The following is a 16,917-nucleotide window of genomic DNA, read 5'->3' as shown; positions in this document are numbered from 1 at the left end:
GGATCGACGAAGCGCCACGACGGCGCATGACACGCAACGGAGCACACACCTATGGCGACTGCCTCGTACGAGTACACCCGGGACGGGTGGCCGATCGCGACCTGCCTTCACGGCTTCCCCGTGGTCGGCAAGGACGGCACGGCCCTGCACGACGCCGCGGCCGAGGTCTGGGACGACATGTTCGAGCAGATCGAGGACGTGGGCTTCACGCTGGCGGAGCTCGCCGACAGCCACGTCCGTCCGGCCGACCTGGAGCCGAGTCGCCGCGACGAGCTGCTGTCGATCGCCGCCTCGCACGGCGTGCGGCTGCCGAGCGTGCACCTGCAGCGTCGCAGCGTGATCTGGCCCGGTCGCGAGGAGGAGAACCTCGCGTACGCGCACCGCACGATCGACGCCGCAGCGGAGTGGGGCATGGAGGTCTTCTCGACCGGCCTGCACCAGCCGTTCACCGAGGCGCAGCGCAAGGCCCTCTGGTTCTGGACCGCACAGGGCCCCAAGGACCCCGACGACCCCGAGGTGTGGAACGCCGCCGTCACGCGCCTGCGCGAGCTCGGCCGCCATGCCGCCGAGGTCGGCCTGCAGATGTCCCTCGAGATGTACGAGGACACGTACGTCGGGACCGCCGACAGCGCCGTGCGCCTGATCGAGGACATCGGGCTCGACAACGTCGGCCTCAACCCCGACATCGGCAACCTGATCCGCCTGCACCGCGAGATCGAGGACTGGCGCGAGATGTTCGCCAAGACCCTGCCGTACGCGAACTACTGGCACGTCAAGAACTACACGCGCGACGAGGCAGGCGACGGATCGTGGGCGACCTCGGTGCCCACTTCCATGGAGCTCGGCCTCATCAACTACCGCCAGGTGGTGCGCGACGCGGTCGCGCTCGGCTTCCGCGGCATCTTCCTGATGGAGCAGTACGGCGGCGACTCGCTCGGCGTCTGCGCCACCAACCAGCGCTACCTGCGCACGCTGCTGCCCAAGACGGAGCAGCCGCTGCCGCAGCGCGCCCAGACCACGTCCGACCAGCTCGAGGGAGTGACCCTGTGACCACCATCGCCATCGTCGGCTCGGGATACATGGGCGGCGGCATCGCCCAGGTGCTCGCGCTTGCCGGCTACGACGTGCGGATCGCCGACGTCTCGGCCGAGATCGCCGCGAGCAGCCTGCAGCGCCTCATCGCCGAGGCCGGCCAGTTCGCGGCCGACGGGCTCTTCCCCGAGGACGCCGTGGAGCGCGTCACCCAGCGGATCACGGCCGCCGAGTCGATCGAGGCCGCCGTCGTGGACGCGGACTTCATCGAGGAGGCGGTGCCCGAGAAGATCGAGATCAAGCACGCGACGCTCGCCCGCATCTCGCAGGCCGCCCGTCCCGACGCGGTGATCGGATCCAACACCTCGACCATCCTGATCGCGTCGCTCGCGGAGGCCGTCGAGCGCCCCGAGCGCTTCCTGGGCGTGCACTTCTCGAACCCGGCCCCGTTCATCCCCGGCGTGGAGCTCATCCCGCACGAGGGCACCGACCTGTCGCTCGTCCCGTTCGTCGAGGAGATCGTCGCCGCGACGGGCAAGCAGACCGCGGTCGTGAAGGACGCGACCGGCTTCGTGCTCAACCGCCTGCAGTACGCGCTGTTCCACGAGGCCTCGCAGATCGTCGAGGAGGGCATCGCCTCCCCCGAGGACATCGACACGATCGTGCGCACCACGTTCGGCTTCCGCCTGCCGTTCTTCGGGCCGTTTGCGATCGCCGACATGGCGGGACTGGACGTGTACGCGTTCTGCTACGCGTCGCTCCAGACGCGCTGGCCCGAGCGGTTCGCGACGCCGGCCTCGCTGCAGGAGCTCGTGGACGCCGGCAAGTACGGCACCAAGTCGGGCGCCGGCTACCTCGATGTGCCCGCCGAGCGCACCCCCGAGCTCGTCGCGTACCGCAACAAGGCGTACGTGGCGATGCAGAAGCTGCTCGACGAGCTCGGCCCGGCACCCATCCACCCCGCCCCCGCACTCGAAGAGGAGACCGCCCGATGACCGCCTTCCCCGCACAGCGCACCGCGATCCTGACCGGCGCCGCCTCCCCGCGCGGCATCGGCCGCGCCACCGCGCACCACCTCGCCGAGCGCGGCTGGAACATCGGCATCATCGACCTCGACGCCGACGCCGCCCAGGGCGTCGCGGACGAGGTGGCCGCGCAGCACGGCGTGACCGCGGCCGGTGCCGGGGCGAACGTCGCCGACGAGGCTCAGGTGCGCGGGGCGTTCGACGCGCTCGAGCCGCAGCTGCCCCAGCTCGTCGCGCTGGTGAACCTGGCGGGCGTCTCGTCGGCCGACCCGTACCTCGAGGTCACGCCCGACGAGTGGAACCGGGTGATCGGCGTGAACCTCAACGGCGTGCACTACGCCACGCGCCGCGCCGTGGAGACCATGACGCGCAACGGCGTCGGCCGCGTCGTGAGCCTGTCGTCCATCTCGGCGCAGCGCGGCGGCGGCACGTTCTCGAAGACCGTGTACTCGGCTGCCAAGGCCGGGGTCATCGGCTTCACCCGGTCCGTGGCCCGCGAGCTGGGCCGCCACGGCGTGACCGTCAACGCGATCGCCCCCGGGCCGATCGACACGGACATCATGGGCGGCACGCTCACGGAGGAGCGCAAGGCGGTCATGGCCGCCGACGGCGTGCTCCCCCGCATCGGCACCCCGCGCGACGTGGCCGCGGGGATCGCCTACCTCATCAGCGAAGACGCCGGATATGTGACGGGCCACACCCTGAACATCGACGGCGGCACCTACATGCACTGAGAGGAGTCACTGATGAACATGCGCACCTGGTCCAAGAGCCGTCTGCTGTTCCTCGCCGTCGGGATCGTCCTGGTCGGCTTCGGGATCTGGCAGATCGCGCCCGCCCTCGTCGGCGGCTGAGCACGACCCACCCCCTGACCGCACACCCATCGATCCCCCGACTCAAAGGAGAGTTCCCGCCATGGCGGACACCACGACCCTGCGGACGGAGCCGCTCGCCGGCGCCATCCGAAAGGCGACTCGGCACCTCATGCCGATGCTCGTCATCCTGTACTTCGTCGCCTTCCTCGACCGCACCAACGTCGGCTTCGCGGAGGACGCGCTCGCGATGGAGCGCGGCATCTCGGCCGGCGCGTTCGCGCTCGGCGCGGGCATCTTCTTCATCGGCTACGCGATCTTCGAGATCCCGAGCAACCTGATGCTCAAGAGGTTCGGCGCGCGATGGTGGCTCGCGCGCATCGCGATCACCTGGGGCCTCGTGGCCTCGGCGTTCGCGTTCACGACCGACGAGACGATGTTCGTCATCCTGCGCTTCCTGCTCGGCGTGACCGAGGCGGGCCTGTTCCCGGGCGTGATCATGTTCCTGGCGGAGTGGTTCCCGAACAAGGTGCGCGTGCGGATGTTCGCCATCTTCTACCTCGCGCAGCCGTTCTCGCAGATGCTCGGCGCGCCGCTCTCGGGAGGGCTCATCAGCTTCGGCCAGCAGTACACGCCGTGGGCGGGCTGGCAGGTCATGTTCTTCGTCGAGGGCATGCTCGCCGTCGTCGCCGGCATCGCGGCGATCTTCCTCCTGACCGACAGCCCGCAGAAGGCGAAGTGGCTCGACGCGGACGAGAAGGCCGCGCTCACCGAGGTGATGGCACGCGAGGACGCGGTGCGCCAGGAGGACGGGCCCACCGGAGTCTGGCGCGCGATGGCGAACTGGAAGGTCTGGTACTTCACGGTCATCTACTTCTGCCTCCAGATCGCCGTATACGGCACGACCTTCTACCTGCCGCAGCAGGTGTCGAACCTGATCGGCCAGGACGTCGGCTGGCAGGTGGGCCTGGTGGCGGCCATCCCGTGGCTCGTCGGCCTGTTCGCCTGCTACTACTTCGGCAACAAGGCGAACACCATCAAGCGGCGTCGCAACTGGGGTGCGCTCTTCTACATCCTCACGGGTGTGTTCATCCTCGGATCGGCGTGGGCCGGTGCGGCGCAGCAGCCGGTGCTCGGCATCCTGTGCATCACGATCGCCGTCGCGAGCTTCCTCTCGGTCGGCCCGATCACGTGGTCGTTCCCGACCGCGTTCCTCACGGGCACGGCCGCCGCGGCCGGCATCGGCCTGATCAACTCGCTCGGCAACCTCGGCGGCTTCGTCGCGCCGCTGATGCGCACCGCCTTCAACGAGGCGATGCCGACGGACAGCGGAGTGTGGGGCGTCGTGTCCCTGGGCGTGTTCGCGTTCCTCGCGGCGGCCATGATGGCCGGGACGAAGTTCTTCCGCGCCAAGGCGGACGACCTGCTCGAGGAAGAGAAGCTGGAGGCGCCGGCGCCCGCGCACTGAGCGCCCGCGTCGGAGGTGCGCACCGTCGGGTTCGCCCGGCGGTGCGCACCGTCGCCTGACAAGGAGACCCCATGGAATACGGCACGCTCGGCTCGTCCGGCGCATCGGTCTCGGCGTTCGCGCTCGGGACGATGACCTTCGGCCGCGAGGCGACCGAGGACGAGTCCCACCGGATGATCGACCGCTACGTGGCGGCCGGCGGCAACCTCATCGACACCGCCGACATGTACGGCGACGGCGAGAGCGAGCGGATCGTCGGCCGCTGGCTCGCGCGGGCGGACGCCGCCACGCGAGAGAACCTCGTCGTGGCGACGAAGGCGCGCTTCCCCACCGGGCCGGGGCCCAACCAGCTGGGACTGGCGCGCAAGCACCTGGCGGCGGCGCTCGAGGGCTCGCTGTCGCGGCTCGGCGTCGAGACGATCGACCTCTACCAGCTGCATTCCTGGGACCCGCACACGTCGATCGAGGAGACCCTCGAGTTCCTGACGGAGGCCCGCGCGGCGGGCAGGATCCACTACGTGGGCCTGTCCAACGTGACGGCCTGGCAGCTGCAGCGCTATGTCGACGTGGCCGAGTTCCTGCGGCTGATCCGCCCCGTGACGATCCAGCCGCAGTACAACCTGCTGGCGCGCGAGGTGGAGTGGGAGGTCGTCCCCGCCGCGCTCGCGAACGGCCTCGGGCTGCTGCCGTGGTCGCCCCTGGCCGGCGGATGGCTGACGGGCAAATACACGCGCGACACGGTTCCGGCGGACGCGCGCCACGGCGCGGCGCCCGGAGCCATGAACGGGCTCGAGCGTCGCCGCTCCGAGGAGCGGACCTGGGCGGTGCTCGACGCGCTCGGCGAGATCGCGGCCGCGCGCGGCGTGCCGCAGGGCCGCGTGGCGCTGGCCTGGCTCGCCGGGCGGCCGGGCGTGAGCTCGGTGATCCTCGGCGCCCGCACGCTCGCGCACCTCGACGACAACCTCGCGGCCGTGGGGCTCGTGCTGGAGGACGAGGAGCGCGCGGCGCTGGACGCGGCGAGCGAGCCCGGCGTCGCCGACTATCCGTACGGGGAGCTCGGACAGGAGCAGCGCACGCGCCGCCTGCACGGCGGGCGCTGGTAGCGGTCAGCGGGCGGGGGCGCCGGTCGACCCGCGCACGACGAGCTCGGTCGCGAGCTCGATGCGCGCGGAGTCGAGCTGCTCGCCCGCGGCCAGGCGCAGCACGGAGCGGAGCGCCGCACGACCCATGTCGCGCAGCGGCTGGGCGACCGAGGTGAGCGGCGGCAGGGTCTGCTCCGCCAGCGGCAGGCCGTCGAAGCCCACGAGGCTCAGGTCGCGGGGGACGTCGAGGCCCTTCGCTCGCGCCACCTCGAGCACGCCGAGCGCGATCGAGTCGCTCGACGCGAAGATCGCCGTGGGCGGCTCGGGCAGCTCGAGCAGCGCCGTGGCCCCGGCGACGCCCGCCTCGCGTCCGAACGTTCCGCCGTCGTAGATGTACTCCGGGCGCGCGTCGATGCCCGCGCCCATCAGCGCGGCGAGGTGCCCGTGAAGGCGCGCGACGTTGCACTCCGCGTCGGTCCTGCCCCCGATGTAGGCGATCCGCCGATGCCCCAGCGCGATCAGGTGCTCGGCGGCGGCCTTGCCGCCCGCCCAGTTGGTGGATCCCACGCTCGCCAGGTCGTTGGTGGCCGGCCCGAGGGGGTCGATCACGACCACCGGGAGGCCGCGCTGGCGGAAGGCGGCGCGCTGCGTCGCGGTGAGCTGCGACGTCACCAGGATGAGGCCGGTGCGTCCGGAGTCGTTCATCCGGGTCGCCCACGCGTCGGCGTCGATGCGATGCAGGTCTCCCGGCGTCGCGCTCGACACCACGACGTCGACGTCGATCGTCTGCGCGGCCGACAGGATGCCCTGCAGCACCTCCATGGTGTACCCCGCGCTCACGCCGCCGATCACGAGGTCGACCATGGTCGGCCCCGTCTCCCTGGCGCGGCGCTGCATGGGAGACACGTAGCCGGTCTCCGCGAGCAGGCGGCGGACCCGGTCGCGCGTCGCGGTCGCGACGCCCGCGCGTCCGTGGATGACCTTCGACACGGTCGAGATGGAGACGCCCGCCTGCGAGGCGATGGCGGCGAGGTCCGTCCGGCTCATCTGCGGTCTCCCGATCGCGAAAATTTTCTCAGCAGCTCAGTCTGCATGCCGTGCTTGTCCGTGTCAATTCCCGGTGTTGACACCGGAACCAGGGCCTGGCTATGTTCGCCGCGGGGAATAAGTTTCTAGAAAACTTTCTTTCATCCGACCGCTCAACGGTGAGCGGGGAACAGGAGGCAGGACATGGACGTCAGCACACCCCGCAGGATCGGCCGCCGCCGCACGGCCGCGCTCGCCGGCTTGATCACCACGGCGCTCGCCCTGACGGCATGCGGCACGGCGGGCCCGGCCCCGGCGGAGGGGGCCGGCGGCGACGGCGCCGCGGTCGCGTCGATCTGGGCGCTCTCCGGCCAGCCGGTCGAGGGCATCCGGCAGGACAGCGTCGACGCGTTCAACGAGGCGCATCCCGACCAGGCGCTCGAGCTCACGTTCTTCCAGAACGACGCGTACAAGACCAAGATCCGCACCGCGATCGGAGCGAGGCAGGCGCCGACGCTCATCTACGGATGGGGCGGCGGCACGCTGAAGTCGTATGTGGACGCCGGGCAGGTCGAGGACCTCACGGACTGGCTCGCCGAGAACCCGGACGTGAAGGACCGGCTGTTCCCCGGCGCCTTCGGCGCGGCGACGGTCGACGGCCGCATCTACGCGATGCCCTACGAGGACGTCACCCCGATCGTGCTGTTCTACAACAAGAGGGTGTTCGAGGAGGCCGGCGTCGAGCCGCCCGAGACGTGGGACGACCTCATGGCGCTCGTCGAGGTGTTCAACGCCGAGGGCATCGCCCCGTTCTCGCTCGGCGGCCAGTCGCGGTGGACCTCGATGATGTGGCTCGAGTACCTGTTCGACCGCGTCGGCGGGCCCGAGGTCTTCGACGCGATCTTCGCGGGCGAGCCGGATGCCTGGTCCGACCCCGCGGCGCTGCAGGCGCTCGAGATGGCGCAGGACCTCGTGCGGGCCGACGGCTTCGTCAAGGGCTTCGGATCGATCGCCGCCGACTCCAACGCCGATCAGGCGCTGCTCTACACCGGCAAGGCGGCCATGATGCTGCACGGCGGGTGGACGTACGGCGGCATGAAGGCCGACGGCGGCGACTTCGTCCCGAGCGGCGACCTCGGGTGGGTGCCGTTCCCCGTCGTGGAGGGCGGCAAGGGCGATCCGGCCAACGCCGTGGGCAACCCCGCGGCGTACCTGTCGGTCAGCTCCGCCGCCTCGGACGAGGCGAAGGAGGCCGCGCTGACCTACCTCGCCGAGGGCCTCTCGACCGAGGCCGAGGTCGACGCCCTGATCGGCAGCGGCGCCGTGCCGGTCGTCAACGGCATCGAGGACAAGCTGGCCTCGACACCCGACGCCGAGTACACGACGTTCGTGTACGACCTCGCGTCGAATGCGCCGAACTTCCAGCAGTCGTGGGATCAGGCGCTGAGCCCGGCCGCGGCCGAGGAGCTGCTGAACAACATCGAGCAGCTCTTCGCGCTCTCCATCACGCCCGAGGAGTTCGCCGCGAACATGAACGAGACCATCGGGGAGTGACGGTGACGACGCCCGCGCTCGCCACGGCGCGGGGCGCGCGGGCCACGGGAGCTCTCCCGTGGCTCGCGGCGCCCGCCCTCGTGTACTTCGTCGCCTTCGCGCTCGTCCCGCTCGCGGGGGTGTTCGCGCTCAGCTTCGCCGACTGGGACGGGATCGGCGCCATCACGTTCGCCGGCCTCGACAACTGGCTGGGAACGCTGGCCGACCCCGGTCTGGGCCGGGCGCTCTGGCTGACGTTCCTCGTGATGGTGCTCTCCTGGGCGGTCCAGACGCCGATCAGCCTGCTGCTCGGCGTCTTCACGGCCGGGTCGCAGCGCTACCGCGCGGTGCTGGCCGTTCTGTACTTCCTGCCGCTGCTGCTCTCGTCGGCCGCGGTGGCGGTGGCGTACAAGGCCCTGCTGGATCCGAACTTCGGACTCGCAGCGGGCCTGGGCATCCCGGCACTCGCGCAGGACTGGCTCGGGGACCCCGCCCTCGCGTTCGGCGTGGTCGTGTTCGTGATCGCGTGGCAGTTCGTGCCGTTCCACACCCTCATCTACCAGGGCGGCGTGCGGCAGATCCCGCGCAGCATGTACGAGGCGGCCGAGATCGACGGGGCAGGTCGCGTCGCGCAGTTCTTCCACATCACCCTGCCGCAGCTGAAGTACACGATCATCACGTCGTCGACCCTCATGACGGTCGGATCGCTGACGTACTTCGACCTGATCTTCGTCCTCACGGCCGGCGGCCCTGGCAACGCGACGCGGATCCTCGCGCTCGAGATGTACCTGACCGGATTCCGGGCCAGCCTGATGGGGCCGGCCAGCGTGATCGCGGTGATCCTGGTCCTGCTGGGGCTGGCGCTGGCGCTCCTGCTGCAGCGCCTGGGCGGTCGGGATCGCAGCGCGAGCCAGCTCGAGGGGGCCTGACATGACCGCCACCACCGCCATCGTCGTGCCGGACGCGCGCCGTCGCCGGCAGCTCTCGGTGACCACGCGCCGCAGCCCGAACCTGCTCGGCGGCTTCGCGGGCTGGGTCTGGCTCGCGATCATCGTGCTGCCGGTCTACTACGTCGTGATCACGAGCCTGAAGCGCCAGTCGGAGTACTTCGCCCAGAACCCGCTCGCGCTGCCGGCCGAGCCCACCTTCGAGAACTACGCGGCCGTGCTCCAGGCGGACTTCGCGCGCTACTTCCTCAACAGCGCGATCATCACGGTCGGAACCGTGATCCCGACGCTCGCGATCTCGTTCATGGCCGCGTACGCGATCGTGCGCGGCCGCGGCCGCTTCCTCCGGATGGTCAACGGCGTCTTCCTGATGGGGCTCGCGATCCCGCTGCAGGCGACGATCATCCCGATCTACCTGATCATCATCCGGCTGCACCTCTACGACAGCCTGCTCGCGATCATCCTGCCGTCGATCGCGTTCGCGATCCCCCTGAGCGTGCTGATCCTCGCGAACTTCATCCGGGACGTCCCGAACGAGCTGTTCGAGTCGATGCGGCTCGACGGCTGCTCCGAGTGGCAGACGCTGTGGCGCCTCGCCCTCCCGCTCACCAAGCCCGCCATCGTGACGGTCGCGATCTACAACGGCCTGCACGTGTGGAACGGCTTCCTGCTGCCGCTCGTGCTCACGCAGAGCCCCGACCTGCGCGTCCTGCCTCTGGCGCTGTGGACGTTTCAGGGGGAGTTCAGCGTGAACATCCCCGCGGTCCTCGCGTGCGTCGTGCTCGCGACCCTGCCGCTCGTCGTGCTGTACGCGGTGGGACGCCGTCAGCTCCTGAGCGGGCTCACCGCCGGATTCAGCAAGTGACCACGGAAGAGGAGAAGACATGACGCAGACGGCACAGCGCCGGGCCCTGATCGTGCGCGGGGGGTGGGACGGACACCACCCGGTCGAGGCGACCGAGCTGTTCATCCCCTTCCTGCGCGACCAGGGCTTCGACGTGCGCGTCGAAGAGTCGCCGGCGGTCTACGCCGACGACGACGCGATGGCCGCGACCGACCTGATCGTGCAGTGCAACACCATGAACACGATCGAGAAGGACGAGCTGCGGGGGTTGCGCGCCGCGATCGAGGCGGGCACGGGCATGGCCGGATGGCACGGGGGCATCGCGGACTCGTACCGCAGCAGCTCCGACTACCTGCAGCTCATCGGCGGGCAGTTCGCGACCCACCCGGGCCGGCACCCCGATGAGCGACCCGGGAACGAGGAGGACAATTACCTCCCGTACACGGTGGAGATCACCGACCTGGGGCGCGCGCACGAGATCACCGCCGGCATCGACGACTTCGAGCTGGACACCGAGCAGTACTGGGTGCTGCACGACGACCTGATCGACGTGCTCGCGACGACCACCCACCCGACGCAGCCGTACCACCCCTGGCATCGCCCCATCACGTCGCCGGCCGTGTGGACGCGGCTGTGGGGCCGGGGGAGGATCTTCGTCGCCACGCCGGGTCACTCGGTCGACGTGCTCGAGGACCCGAACGTCCGCACGATCATCGAGCGGGGGATGCTGTGGGCGAGCCGGTGAACCGGATCGAGGGGCCGATCCGCGTGGGGGTGGTGGGCTGCGGCCACATCGTGGAGCAGTACCTGCAGACCCTGCCGCGGCTGGACGACGTGAGCTTCGTCGCCGCGGCGGACCTCGACGCGGAGCGCGCCGCGGCCGTGGCCGCGCGGGTGCCGGGCGCGCGGTCTCTCTCGGTCGACGAGCTGATGGCGGCGGAGGACGTCGACGTCGTGCTGAACCTGACGATCCCCGCGGCGCACCACGAGATCGCGATGCGGGCGATCCGCGCGGGCAAGCACGTGTACGGCGAGAAGCCGCTCACGGCCGACACGGCATCGGGGCGCGAGGTGCTCGAGGCGGCCGCCGCCGCGGGCGTCGCGGTGGGGTGCGCGCCCGACACGGTGCTGGGCGCCGGGACGCAGACCGCGCGGCGCGCGATCGACGACGGGCTCATCGGGCGGCCCGTGGCCGCGTCGGCCACGATGGTGACCGCGGGTCACGAGCGCTGGCACCCGAACCCCGACTTCTACTACCGGCCCGGCGGCGGGCCGCTGCTCGACATGGGGCCGTACTACGTGTCGGCGCTCATCACGCTGCTGGGGCCCGTGGTGTCGGCCGTGGGCGCCGCGAGCGCGCTGCGCGACGCGCGCACGATCGGATCGGGTGCCCGAGCGGGCGAGGTCATCCCCGTGGTCGACGTGGACACGCACGTCACCGGGGTGCTCGTGCACGCGTCCGGCGCCCTGTCGACGCTCGTGATGTCGTTCGACGCGGTCGCGTCGCGGGCGTCGAACATCGAGGTGCACGGCACCGACGGATCCCTCGTGGTGCCCGACCCCAACCGCTTCGACGGCGAGGTCGCGCTGTGGCGGCTGGGCGGCGAGGCGTGGGAGCCGCTGGCCGCGTCCGCGGGCTACCTGGAGGGCGGTCGCGGCATCGGCCTGCAGGACCTCGCCGCGACGCGCGGCCGGCCACGGGCGAGCGGGGAGCTCGCGTTCCACGCCCTCGACGTCATGGAGTCGCTGCTGCGCGCCGCGCGGGAGGGGCAGGCCGTCGCGGTCGGCAGCACGTGCGAGCGCCCGGAGCCGGTGCCGCTGACGGATCTGGGGGCGCGCTGATGGAGCCACGGAGAGGACAGGGGATGCGCGTCGCGCTGATCGGATACTCGTTCATGGGGCGGATCCACGCCCAGGCCTGGCAGACCGCGGCGCGGTTCTTCGACGTCGACGCGCGGGTGGACCTCGCCGTCGGCCGCGACGCGGCCGCGCTCGGCGACTTCGCGCGGCGGTTCGGGATCCGCCGCACGACGACCGACTGGCGCTCCGCCGTCGACGACCCCGAGATCGACGCGGTCGACATCTGCGTGCCCGGCGACCTGCACGCCGAGATCACGCTGGCGGCGCTCGCCGCGGGCAAGCACGTGCTCTGCGAGAAGCCGCTCGCGAACTCGGTCCCCGACGCGGAGCGGATGACCGACGCGGCGGTCGAGGCGCGCTCGCGCGGAGTGCGGTCCATGGTGGGGTTCAGCTACCGCGGCACGCCGGCGCTGGGCGCCATGAAGGCGCTGATCGACGACGGGCGGCTCGGGACCATCCGGCACGTGCGGGCGACCTACCTGCAGGACTGGATCACCGACGAGCAGTTCCCGCTGGTCTGGCGGCTGCAGCGCGAGAAGGCGGGTTCGGGGGCCCTGGGGGACATCGGCGCGCACGTGATCGACATGGCCGTGTTCCTCACGGGCCAGCGGCTGACGGGCGTGAGCGCGCTGACCGAGACGTTCGTCAAGGAGCGGCCGCTTCCCGCGGCCTCGGGCGCCCTGGCGGCGACCGCGGGGACCGGCACGGGCACCGTGGACGTGGACGACGCGGCCGTGTTCATCGGGCGCACGGACGGCGGCGCGCTCGCGACCTTCGAGGCCACCCGCTTCGCCGCGGGGCGGAAGAACGCGATCCGCATCGAGGTGAACGGGTCGCGCGGCTCGGTGGCGTTCGACTTCGAGCGGATGAACGAGTTCGAGTTCCACGATCACACGCTGCCCGGTGCCGAGGCGGGCTTCCGCCGCGTCCTCGCGACCGAGCCGGACCATCCGTTCGTCGACGCCTGGTGGCCGGCGGGGCACGGGCTCGGGTACGAGCACACGTTCACGCACGAGGTTGTGACGTTCGCCCGCGCCGTGGCCCAGGGATCCGACCCGCTGCCGTCGTTCGAGGACGGCCTGTACGTGCAGCGCGTGCTCGAGGCCGTCGAGCGCAGCGCCGCCGGCGGCGCGGGCTGGCGGCCCGTCGGGTCCTGACGCCGGGCGCAGGCGCTTCGCAGGGGCGTCGCTCTACGCTGGACGCATGAGCGACGCCCCCATCCGCCCCGCGAACACGGCCGTGCGCGCCACGGGCGTCCGTCAGGTCCGGCCGCAGACGGAGGGCTGGCAGCAGAAGAAGGACGAGACCGGCCGCCCGCTGCTGCAGTTCGCGAGCCCCAAGCGCGGCAAGCCGCCGGTGCACCTCGCCGACCTCACGCCCGAGGCCCGCGTCGAGAAGGTGAAGGAGCTCGGCCTGCCCGGCTTCCGCGCCAAGCAGCTGGCGAAGCACTACTTCCAGCACTGGACGAGCGACCCGGCCGACATGACCGACCTGCCGGCCGCGGGCCGCGAGGAGTTCGTCGCCGGGATGCTGCCGAACCTGCTCACCGAGGTGCGCCGGCTCGAGACCGACAAGGGCGACACGATCAAGTTCCTGTGGCGCCTGCACGACGGCGCGCTGGTCGAGTCCGTTCTCATGCGCTATCCCGGCCGCATCACGCTGTGCGTGTCGTCGCAGGCCGGATGCGGCATGAACTGCCCGTTCTGCGCCACCGGCCAGGCGGGGCTGACGCGCAACATGTCGTCGGCCGAGATCATCGAGCAGATCGTGCGCGCCAACCGGGCGATCGCGAACGGCGAGCTCGGGCGCCGCGAGCACGCGGACGAGCGCGTCACCAACATCGTGTTCATGGGCATGGGCGAGCCCCTCGCCAATTACGCGCGCGTTATGCACGCCGTGCGGGTCATGGTCGACAAGAAGGACGGGCTCGGGATGAGCGCGCGCGGCATCACGGTGTCGACCGTGGGCCTGGCCCCGGCCATCCGGAAGCTCTCGGACGAGCAGATCCCCGTGACGTTCGCGCTGTCGCTGCACGCTCCCGACGACGAGCTGCGCGACGAGCTGATCCCGGTGAACTCGCGCTGGAAGGTCGACGAGGTGCTCGACGCCGCGCGCGAGTACTTCGACAAGACCGGGCGTCGCGTCTCGATCGAGTACGCGCTGATCCGCGACATGAACGACCACGCGTGGCGCGCCGACCTGCTCGCCGAGAAGCTCAACGCGCGCGGCCGCGGCTGGGTGCACGTCAACCCGATCCCGCTGAACCCGACGCCGGGCTCGGTGTGGGATGCGTCGGAGCGCTCGGTGCAGCAGGAGTTCGTGCGCCGCCTCAACGACGCCGGTGTGCCCACCACGATCCGCGACACACGCGGCAAGGAGATCGACGGCGCCTGCGGCCAGCTGGTCGCCACGGAGGAGGACCAGGCCGCCGCCGCGGCCGCCACCACGGCCTGAGCCCCGCGCCGCCTGAACCACGTTGTGTCGTCCTGTGTCGCGGTCGCACCGTGCTCACGGGCGCGGCTTGGCATGATGCTCTGGTGACCCTCGTCCGCCTTCCGATGCCGCTGCGTGTCGTCTACGGGCTCTTCGGGGCCGCGACGCTCGCGCTCGGCGCCTTCGTCGTCGTGTTCCTCACCCGCTGGATCGCCTCGCTCGAGCCGGTCGAGGCGTTCCTCGCCGCGTACCCCGGCACGGCGCCGATGCCCGAGGGGATGGGCGTCGGCATCCCGGCCTGGCTGTCGTGGACGCACTTCCTGAACGGGTTCTTCCTGCTGCTGATCATCCGGTCCGGCATCCGGATCCGCGGCGAGAAGACCCCGAGCGGGCTGTGGACGTCTCGCCGCGTGAAGAAGCGCCGGATGAGCCTGACGATGTGGTTCCACATCATGATCGACCTGCTCTGGATCGCCAATGGGCTCTTGTACGTCGTGCTGCTGTTCGCGACCGGGGCCTGGGTGCGCGTGATCCCGACCAGCTGGGACGTCTTCCCGCACGCGCTGTCGGCGCTCATCCAGTACACGTCGCTGGACTGGCCGACGCACAGCGGATGGACCGGCTACAACGGCCTGCAGCAGCTCTTCTACTTCGCGATCGTGTTCGTGGCGTCGCCGCTCGCGATCATCACGGGCTTCCGCCTGAGCGCGTTCTGGCCGCGCGATGCCGAGAGGCTCAACCGGGCGATCCCGTTCGACCTCGCCAAGGCGCTGCACTTCCCGGTGATGCTGTTCTTCGTCGGTTTCGTGATCGTGCACGTCGGGCTGGTGCTCGCGACCGACGCGCTGCGCAACCTCAACACCATGTACGGCGGCCAGGACGCCGTGAACTGGACCGGCTTCTGGATCTTCGTGCTGTCGCTGCTCGCGATGGCCGCCGGATGGATCGCTGCGCGGGACCGGCTGATCGCCCCGATCGCGCAGCGCTTCGGCGACGTCCGGATGCGCCCCACCCGCTGACGGGCCGAGCCGCAGGACAGGGAAAGGCCCCCGCCGTCACCCGAAAACGGCGGGGGCCTCATCGTCCGGGGAGTGCCTCACCCGGACCACTGCGTCGTCAGCGCGCCGAAGGCGCGACCCCCTGTCGACGACGCAGGAGCGGTGTCACGGGGCCGTGGTCCCGCTGACGATCGCGCGACCGAGCGGCGCCGGGTCGACGACCTGCTTCGCCTCGAAGTAGTCGACCGTGGCCGACAGGTCGACCAGGCCCGAGTCGGCGGTGCCGGCGCCGTCCGCGAGGGTCGCGAAGCCGTCGCCGCCCGCCGCGAGGAACGAGTTGGTGACGATCACGAACTCGTCGGTCGGCGCGATCGGCGCACCCTGGTAGCTCATCGACACGATGTGCTCGCCCGCGGGCGCGTCCTCGACGTACTCGTAGGAGAAGCCCTCGGAGACGCCCAGGTGCAGCTTCGGCCGCTCGCTGCCCGGCTGCCACTGCTCCTCGAGCACCTGCTCGAGCTGCGCGCCCGTGAGGGTGAGCGTCACGAGCGTGTTGCCGAACGGCTGCACGGCCGCGACGTCCGCGTAGGTGACGGTCCCGTCGCCCTCGAACCGCAGGTCGTCGCGCAGGCCGCCCGGGTTCATGAGCGCGATCTGCGCGGGCACGGTGCCGCCGTAGTTCTCGTACTCGCTCGTGGCCCACAGGTAGATGTCGGCGACCAGGTTGCCCATGGTCGACTCGACGCCGCGGTCCGAGCCGGCGGGGTCGCCGCCGCGCAGGATGTCCGCCGAGATCTTCCCGACCTCGACCGAGCCGAGCACCTCGGCCTCGGCCACGGCCGCGTCGACGATCGCCTGCACCTCGGGGTCGGCCGGGTACACGGTGCCGCCGCCGACCAGATCGATCGTCGATCCCGTGATCGAGACGAGCTTGTTCTTGTTCTTCTTCGCGTCCACGACGATGTCGAGAGCGCCGAGCGTCGTGCCGTACTGGTGCGCCTGGATGACCGGGCGGTCGCCGATCTCGCACGCGTACAGCTGGTGCGTGTGGCCCGACACGATCGCGTCGATGCGGTGCGACGCCTCGCGCACCAGGTCGCCGTAATCCGACTGCTCGGTCGCGATGCCCGCGCAGTCCGTGCTCTCGGCGCCCGAGTGCGACAGCAGCACGATGACGTCGGTCTGCTTGTCGATCTCCTTGGCGACGCGGTTCGCCGCCTCCAGCTGGCTGCCGAACTCGATGTCGGCGACCCCGGCGGGGCTCACCAGCGTGCCGGTGTCGGACGTGACGGTGCCGATGAATCCGATCCGCACGCCGTCGACCTCGCGGATCGCGTACTCGGGCAGCGCCGGGTCGGTCGTGCCGCGGTGGTACACGTTCGCGCCGAGCGCGTAGTCCCCGCCGCCGTAGCTCGGGATGACCCGGTCGATCAGGTCGTCGTAGCCCTGGTCGAACTCGTGGTTGCCCACCGCGCTGAGGTCGAGCCCCGCGGCCGACAGCGCGTCGATCGTGGGCTCGTCGTCGGCGATGAACGACGTGAACGTCGAGGCGCCGATGTTGTCGCCCGCCGACACGAACAGCGTGTTCGGGTTCGCGGCGCGGTACTGGGCGACCGCGCCGGCGAGCACGGCGGCGCCGGCCTCGTCGCGGTTGGCCTGGATGCGGCCGTGGAAGTCGTTGATGGTGAGGACCTTCACCTCGGTGATGTCGTCCTCGCCGGTCGCACCGTGCGCGGCGAACGGCACGAGCGCAAGGGCGCCGGCGGTCGCGGCGGCGGCCGTGGTGGCGAGCAGGCGGCGGCCGAGAGGCGATCGGCGGCTGAGGGAAGATGGCATCGCGGTCCTCCGGGGGTGGGG

15 protein-coding genes are annotated in these 16,917 nt (G+C 71.1%); 13 read left to right on the top strand and 2 right to left on the bottom strand.

The features are described from left to right. Positions 1–51: 51 nt before the first annotated feature. From B5M43_RS09330 to B5M43_RS09310, 5 genes are all read left to right on the top strand, one after another. Positions 52–1,050 (top strand): sugar phosphate isomerase/epimerase, encoded by a 999-nt coding sequence (locus B5M43_RS09330; protein WP_134746070.1) that lies wholly within the window; start codon positions 52–54, stop codon positions 1,048–1,050. Then, on the top strand, positions 1,047–2,027 hold the full coding sequence (locus tag B5M43_RS09325) for a 3-hydroxyacyl-CoA dehydrogenase family protein (RefSeq protein WP_134746071.1): 981 nt from the start codon (positions 1,047–1,049) through the stop codon (positions 2,025–2,027). The genes B5M43_RS09330 and B5M43_RS09325 overlap by 4 nt, the downstream gene beginning before the upstream one ends. Then, positions 2,024–2,791, top strand: coding sequence for an SDR family NAD(P)-dependent oxidoreductase (locus B5M43_RS09320; protein WP_134746072.1), 768 nt, complete (start codon positions 2,024–2,026; stop codon positions 2,789–2,791). The genes B5M43_RS09325 and B5M43_RS09320 overlap by 4 nt, the downstream gene beginning before the upstream one ends. A gap of 181 nt (positions 2,792–2,972) precedes the next feature. Continuing rightward, a complete protein-coding gene (locus B5M43_RS09315; protein WP_134746073.1) occupies positions 2,973–4,337 on the top strand; it encodes an MFS transporter in 1,365 nt (454 codons plus the stop codon). A gap of 71 nt (positions 4,338–4,408) precedes the next feature. Next, positions 4,409–5,440 carry an aldo/keto reductase gene (locus B5M43_RS09310; RefSeq protein ID WP_134746074.1) on the top strand — a complete coding sequence of 344 codons (1,032 nt, stop codon included), beginning with the start codon at positions 4,409–4,411 and terminating at the stop codon, positions 5,438–5,440. A gap of 3 nt (positions 5,441–5,443) precedes the next feature. Here B5M43_RS09310 and B5M43_RS09305 read toward each other — a convergent pair whose 3' ends face one another. Continuing rightward, positions 5,444–6,466, bottom strand: coding sequence for a LacI family DNA-binding transcriptional regulator (locus B5M43_RS09305; RefSeq protein WP_134746075.1), 1,023 nt, complete (start codon positions 6,464–6,466; stop codon positions 5,444–5,446). A gap of 183 nt (positions 6,467–6,649) precedes the next feature. Here B5M43_RS09305 and B5M43_RS09300 point away from each other — a divergent pair, with 183 nt between their 5' ends. From B5M43_RS09300 to B5M43_RS09265, 8 genes are all read left to right on the top strand, one after another. Next, positions 6,650–7,999, top strand: a complete 1,350-nt coding sequence (locus tag B5M43_RS09300; protein ID WP_134746076.1) for an extracellular solute-binding protein — start codon at positions 6,650–6,652, stop codon at positions 7,997–7,999. Next, positions 7,996–8,907, top strand: a complete 912-nt coding sequence (locus B5M43_RS09295) for a carbohydrate ABC transporter permease (protein ID WP_205829501.1) — start codon at positions 7,996–7,998, stop codon at positions 8,905–8,907. The genes B5M43_RS09300 and B5M43_RS09295 overlap by 4 nt, the downstream gene beginning before the upstream one ends. A gap of 1 nt (position 8,908) precedes the next feature. After that, on the top strand, positions 8,909–9,790 hold the full coding sequence (locus tag B5M43_RS09290) for a carbohydrate ABC transporter permease (protein WP_134746077.1): 882 nt from the start codon (positions 8,909–8,911) through the stop codon (positions 9,788–9,790). 19 nt (positions 9,791–9,809) lie between these two features. Beyond that, on the top strand, positions 9,810–10,514 hold the full coding sequence (locus B5M43_RS09285; protein ID WP_134746078.1) for a ThuA domain-containing protein: 705 nt from the start codon (positions 9,810–9,812) through the stop codon (positions 10,512–10,514). Beyond that, positions 10,499–11,611: a Gfo/Idh/MocA family protein gene (locus B5M43_RS09280; protein ID WP_230667893.1), complete on the top strand. Its 1,113-nt coding sequence runs from the start codon at positions 10,499–10,501 to the stop codon at positions 11,609–11,611. Before B5M43_RS09285 ends, B5M43_RS09280 begins: the two co-directional genes overlap by 16 nt. Before the next feature lie 23 nt (positions 11,612–11,634). Continuing rightward, positions 11,635–12,786, top strand: coding sequence for a Gfo/Idh/MocA family protein (locus B5M43_RS09275; RefSeq protein ID WP_230667890.1), 1,152 nt, complete (start codon positions 11,635–11,637; stop codon positions 12,784–12,786). Positions 12,787–12,832: 46 nt separating this feature from the next. Then, positions 12,833–14,083, top strand: coding sequence for a 23S rRNA (adenine(2503)-C(2))-methyltransferase RlmN (gene rlmN, locus B5M43_RS09270; protein WP_134746080.1), 1,251 nt, complete (start codon positions 12,833–12,835; stop codon positions 14,081–14,083). An 83-nt stretch (positions 14,084–14,166) separates the two neighbouring features. After that, positions 14,167–15,081, top strand: a complete 915-nt coding sequence (locus tag B5M43_RS09265) for a cytochrome b/b6 domain-containing protein (protein WP_230667887.1) — start codon at positions 14,167–14,169, stop codon at positions 15,079–15,081. 144 nt (positions 15,082–15,225) lie between these two features. Here the strand turns inward: B5M43_RS09265 and B5M43_RS09260 are convergent, their stop codons facing one another. Beyond that, entirely contained in the window at positions 15,226–16,896 is a 1,671-nt protein-coding gene (locus B5M43_RS09260) for a bifunctional UDP-sugar hydrolase/5'-nucleotidase (protein ID WP_055993467.1), read from the bottom strand. Between the last annotated feature and the right edge of the window lie 21 nt (positions 16,897–16,917).

Source organism: Microbacterium sp. MEC084 (assembly GCF_004514465.2).
In the GTDB taxonomy this organism is placed as follows: domain Bacteria; phylum Actinomycetota; class Actinomycetes; order Actinomycetales; family Microbacteriaceae; genus Microbacterium.
This window is presented reverse-complemented; position numbering and strand designations above follow the sequence as displayed.

Excerpts from the sequence above, each read along its gene's own strand:
- B5M43_RS09330 (WP_134746070.1), top strand. The coding sequence starts at position 52 with ATGGCGACTGCCTCGTACGAGTACACCCGGGACGGGTGGCCGATCGCG.
- B5M43_RS09320 (WP_134746072.1), top strand. The coding sequence starts at position 2,024 with ATGACCGCCTTCCCCGCACAGCGCACCGCGATCCTGACCGGCGCCGCC.
- B5M43_RS09315 (WP_134746073.1), top strand. The coding sequence starts at position 2,973 with ATGGCGGACACCACGACCCTGCGGACGGAGCCGCTCGCCGGCGCCATC.
- B5M43_RS09310 (WP_134746074.1), top strand. The coding sequence starts at position 4,409 with ATGGAATACGGCACGCTCGGCTCGTCCGGCGCATCGGTCTCGGCGTTC.
- B5M43_RS09305 (WP_134746075.1), bottom strand. The coding sequence starts at position 6,466 with ATGAGCCGGACGGACCTCGCCGCCATCGCCTCGCAGGCGGGCGTCTCC.
- B5M43_RS09300 (WP_134746076.1), top strand. The coding sequence starts at position 6,650 with ATGGACGTCAGCACACCCCGCAGGATCGGCCGCCGCCGCACGGCCGCG.
- B5M43_RS09290 (WP_134746077.1), top strand. The coding sequence starts at position 8,909 with ATGACCGCCACCACCGCCATCGTCGTGCCGGACGCGCGCCGTCGCCGG.
- B5M43_RS09285 (WP_134746078.1), top strand. The coding sequence starts at position 9,810 with ATGACGCAGACGGCACAGCGCCGGGCCCTGATCGTGCGCGGGGGGTGG.
- B5M43_RS09275 (WP_230667890.1), top strand. The coding sequence starts at position 11,635 with ATGCGCGTCGCGCTGATCGGATACTCGTTCATGGGGCGGATCCACGCC.
- rlmN (WP_134746080.1), top strand. The coding sequence starts at position 12,833 with ATGAGCGACGCCCCCATCCGCCCCGCGAACACGGCCGTGCGCGCCACG.
- B5M43_RS09260 (WP_055993467.1), bottom strand. The coding sequence starts at position 16,896 with ATGCCATCTTCCCTCAGCCGCCGATCGCCTCTCGGCCGCCGCCTGCTC.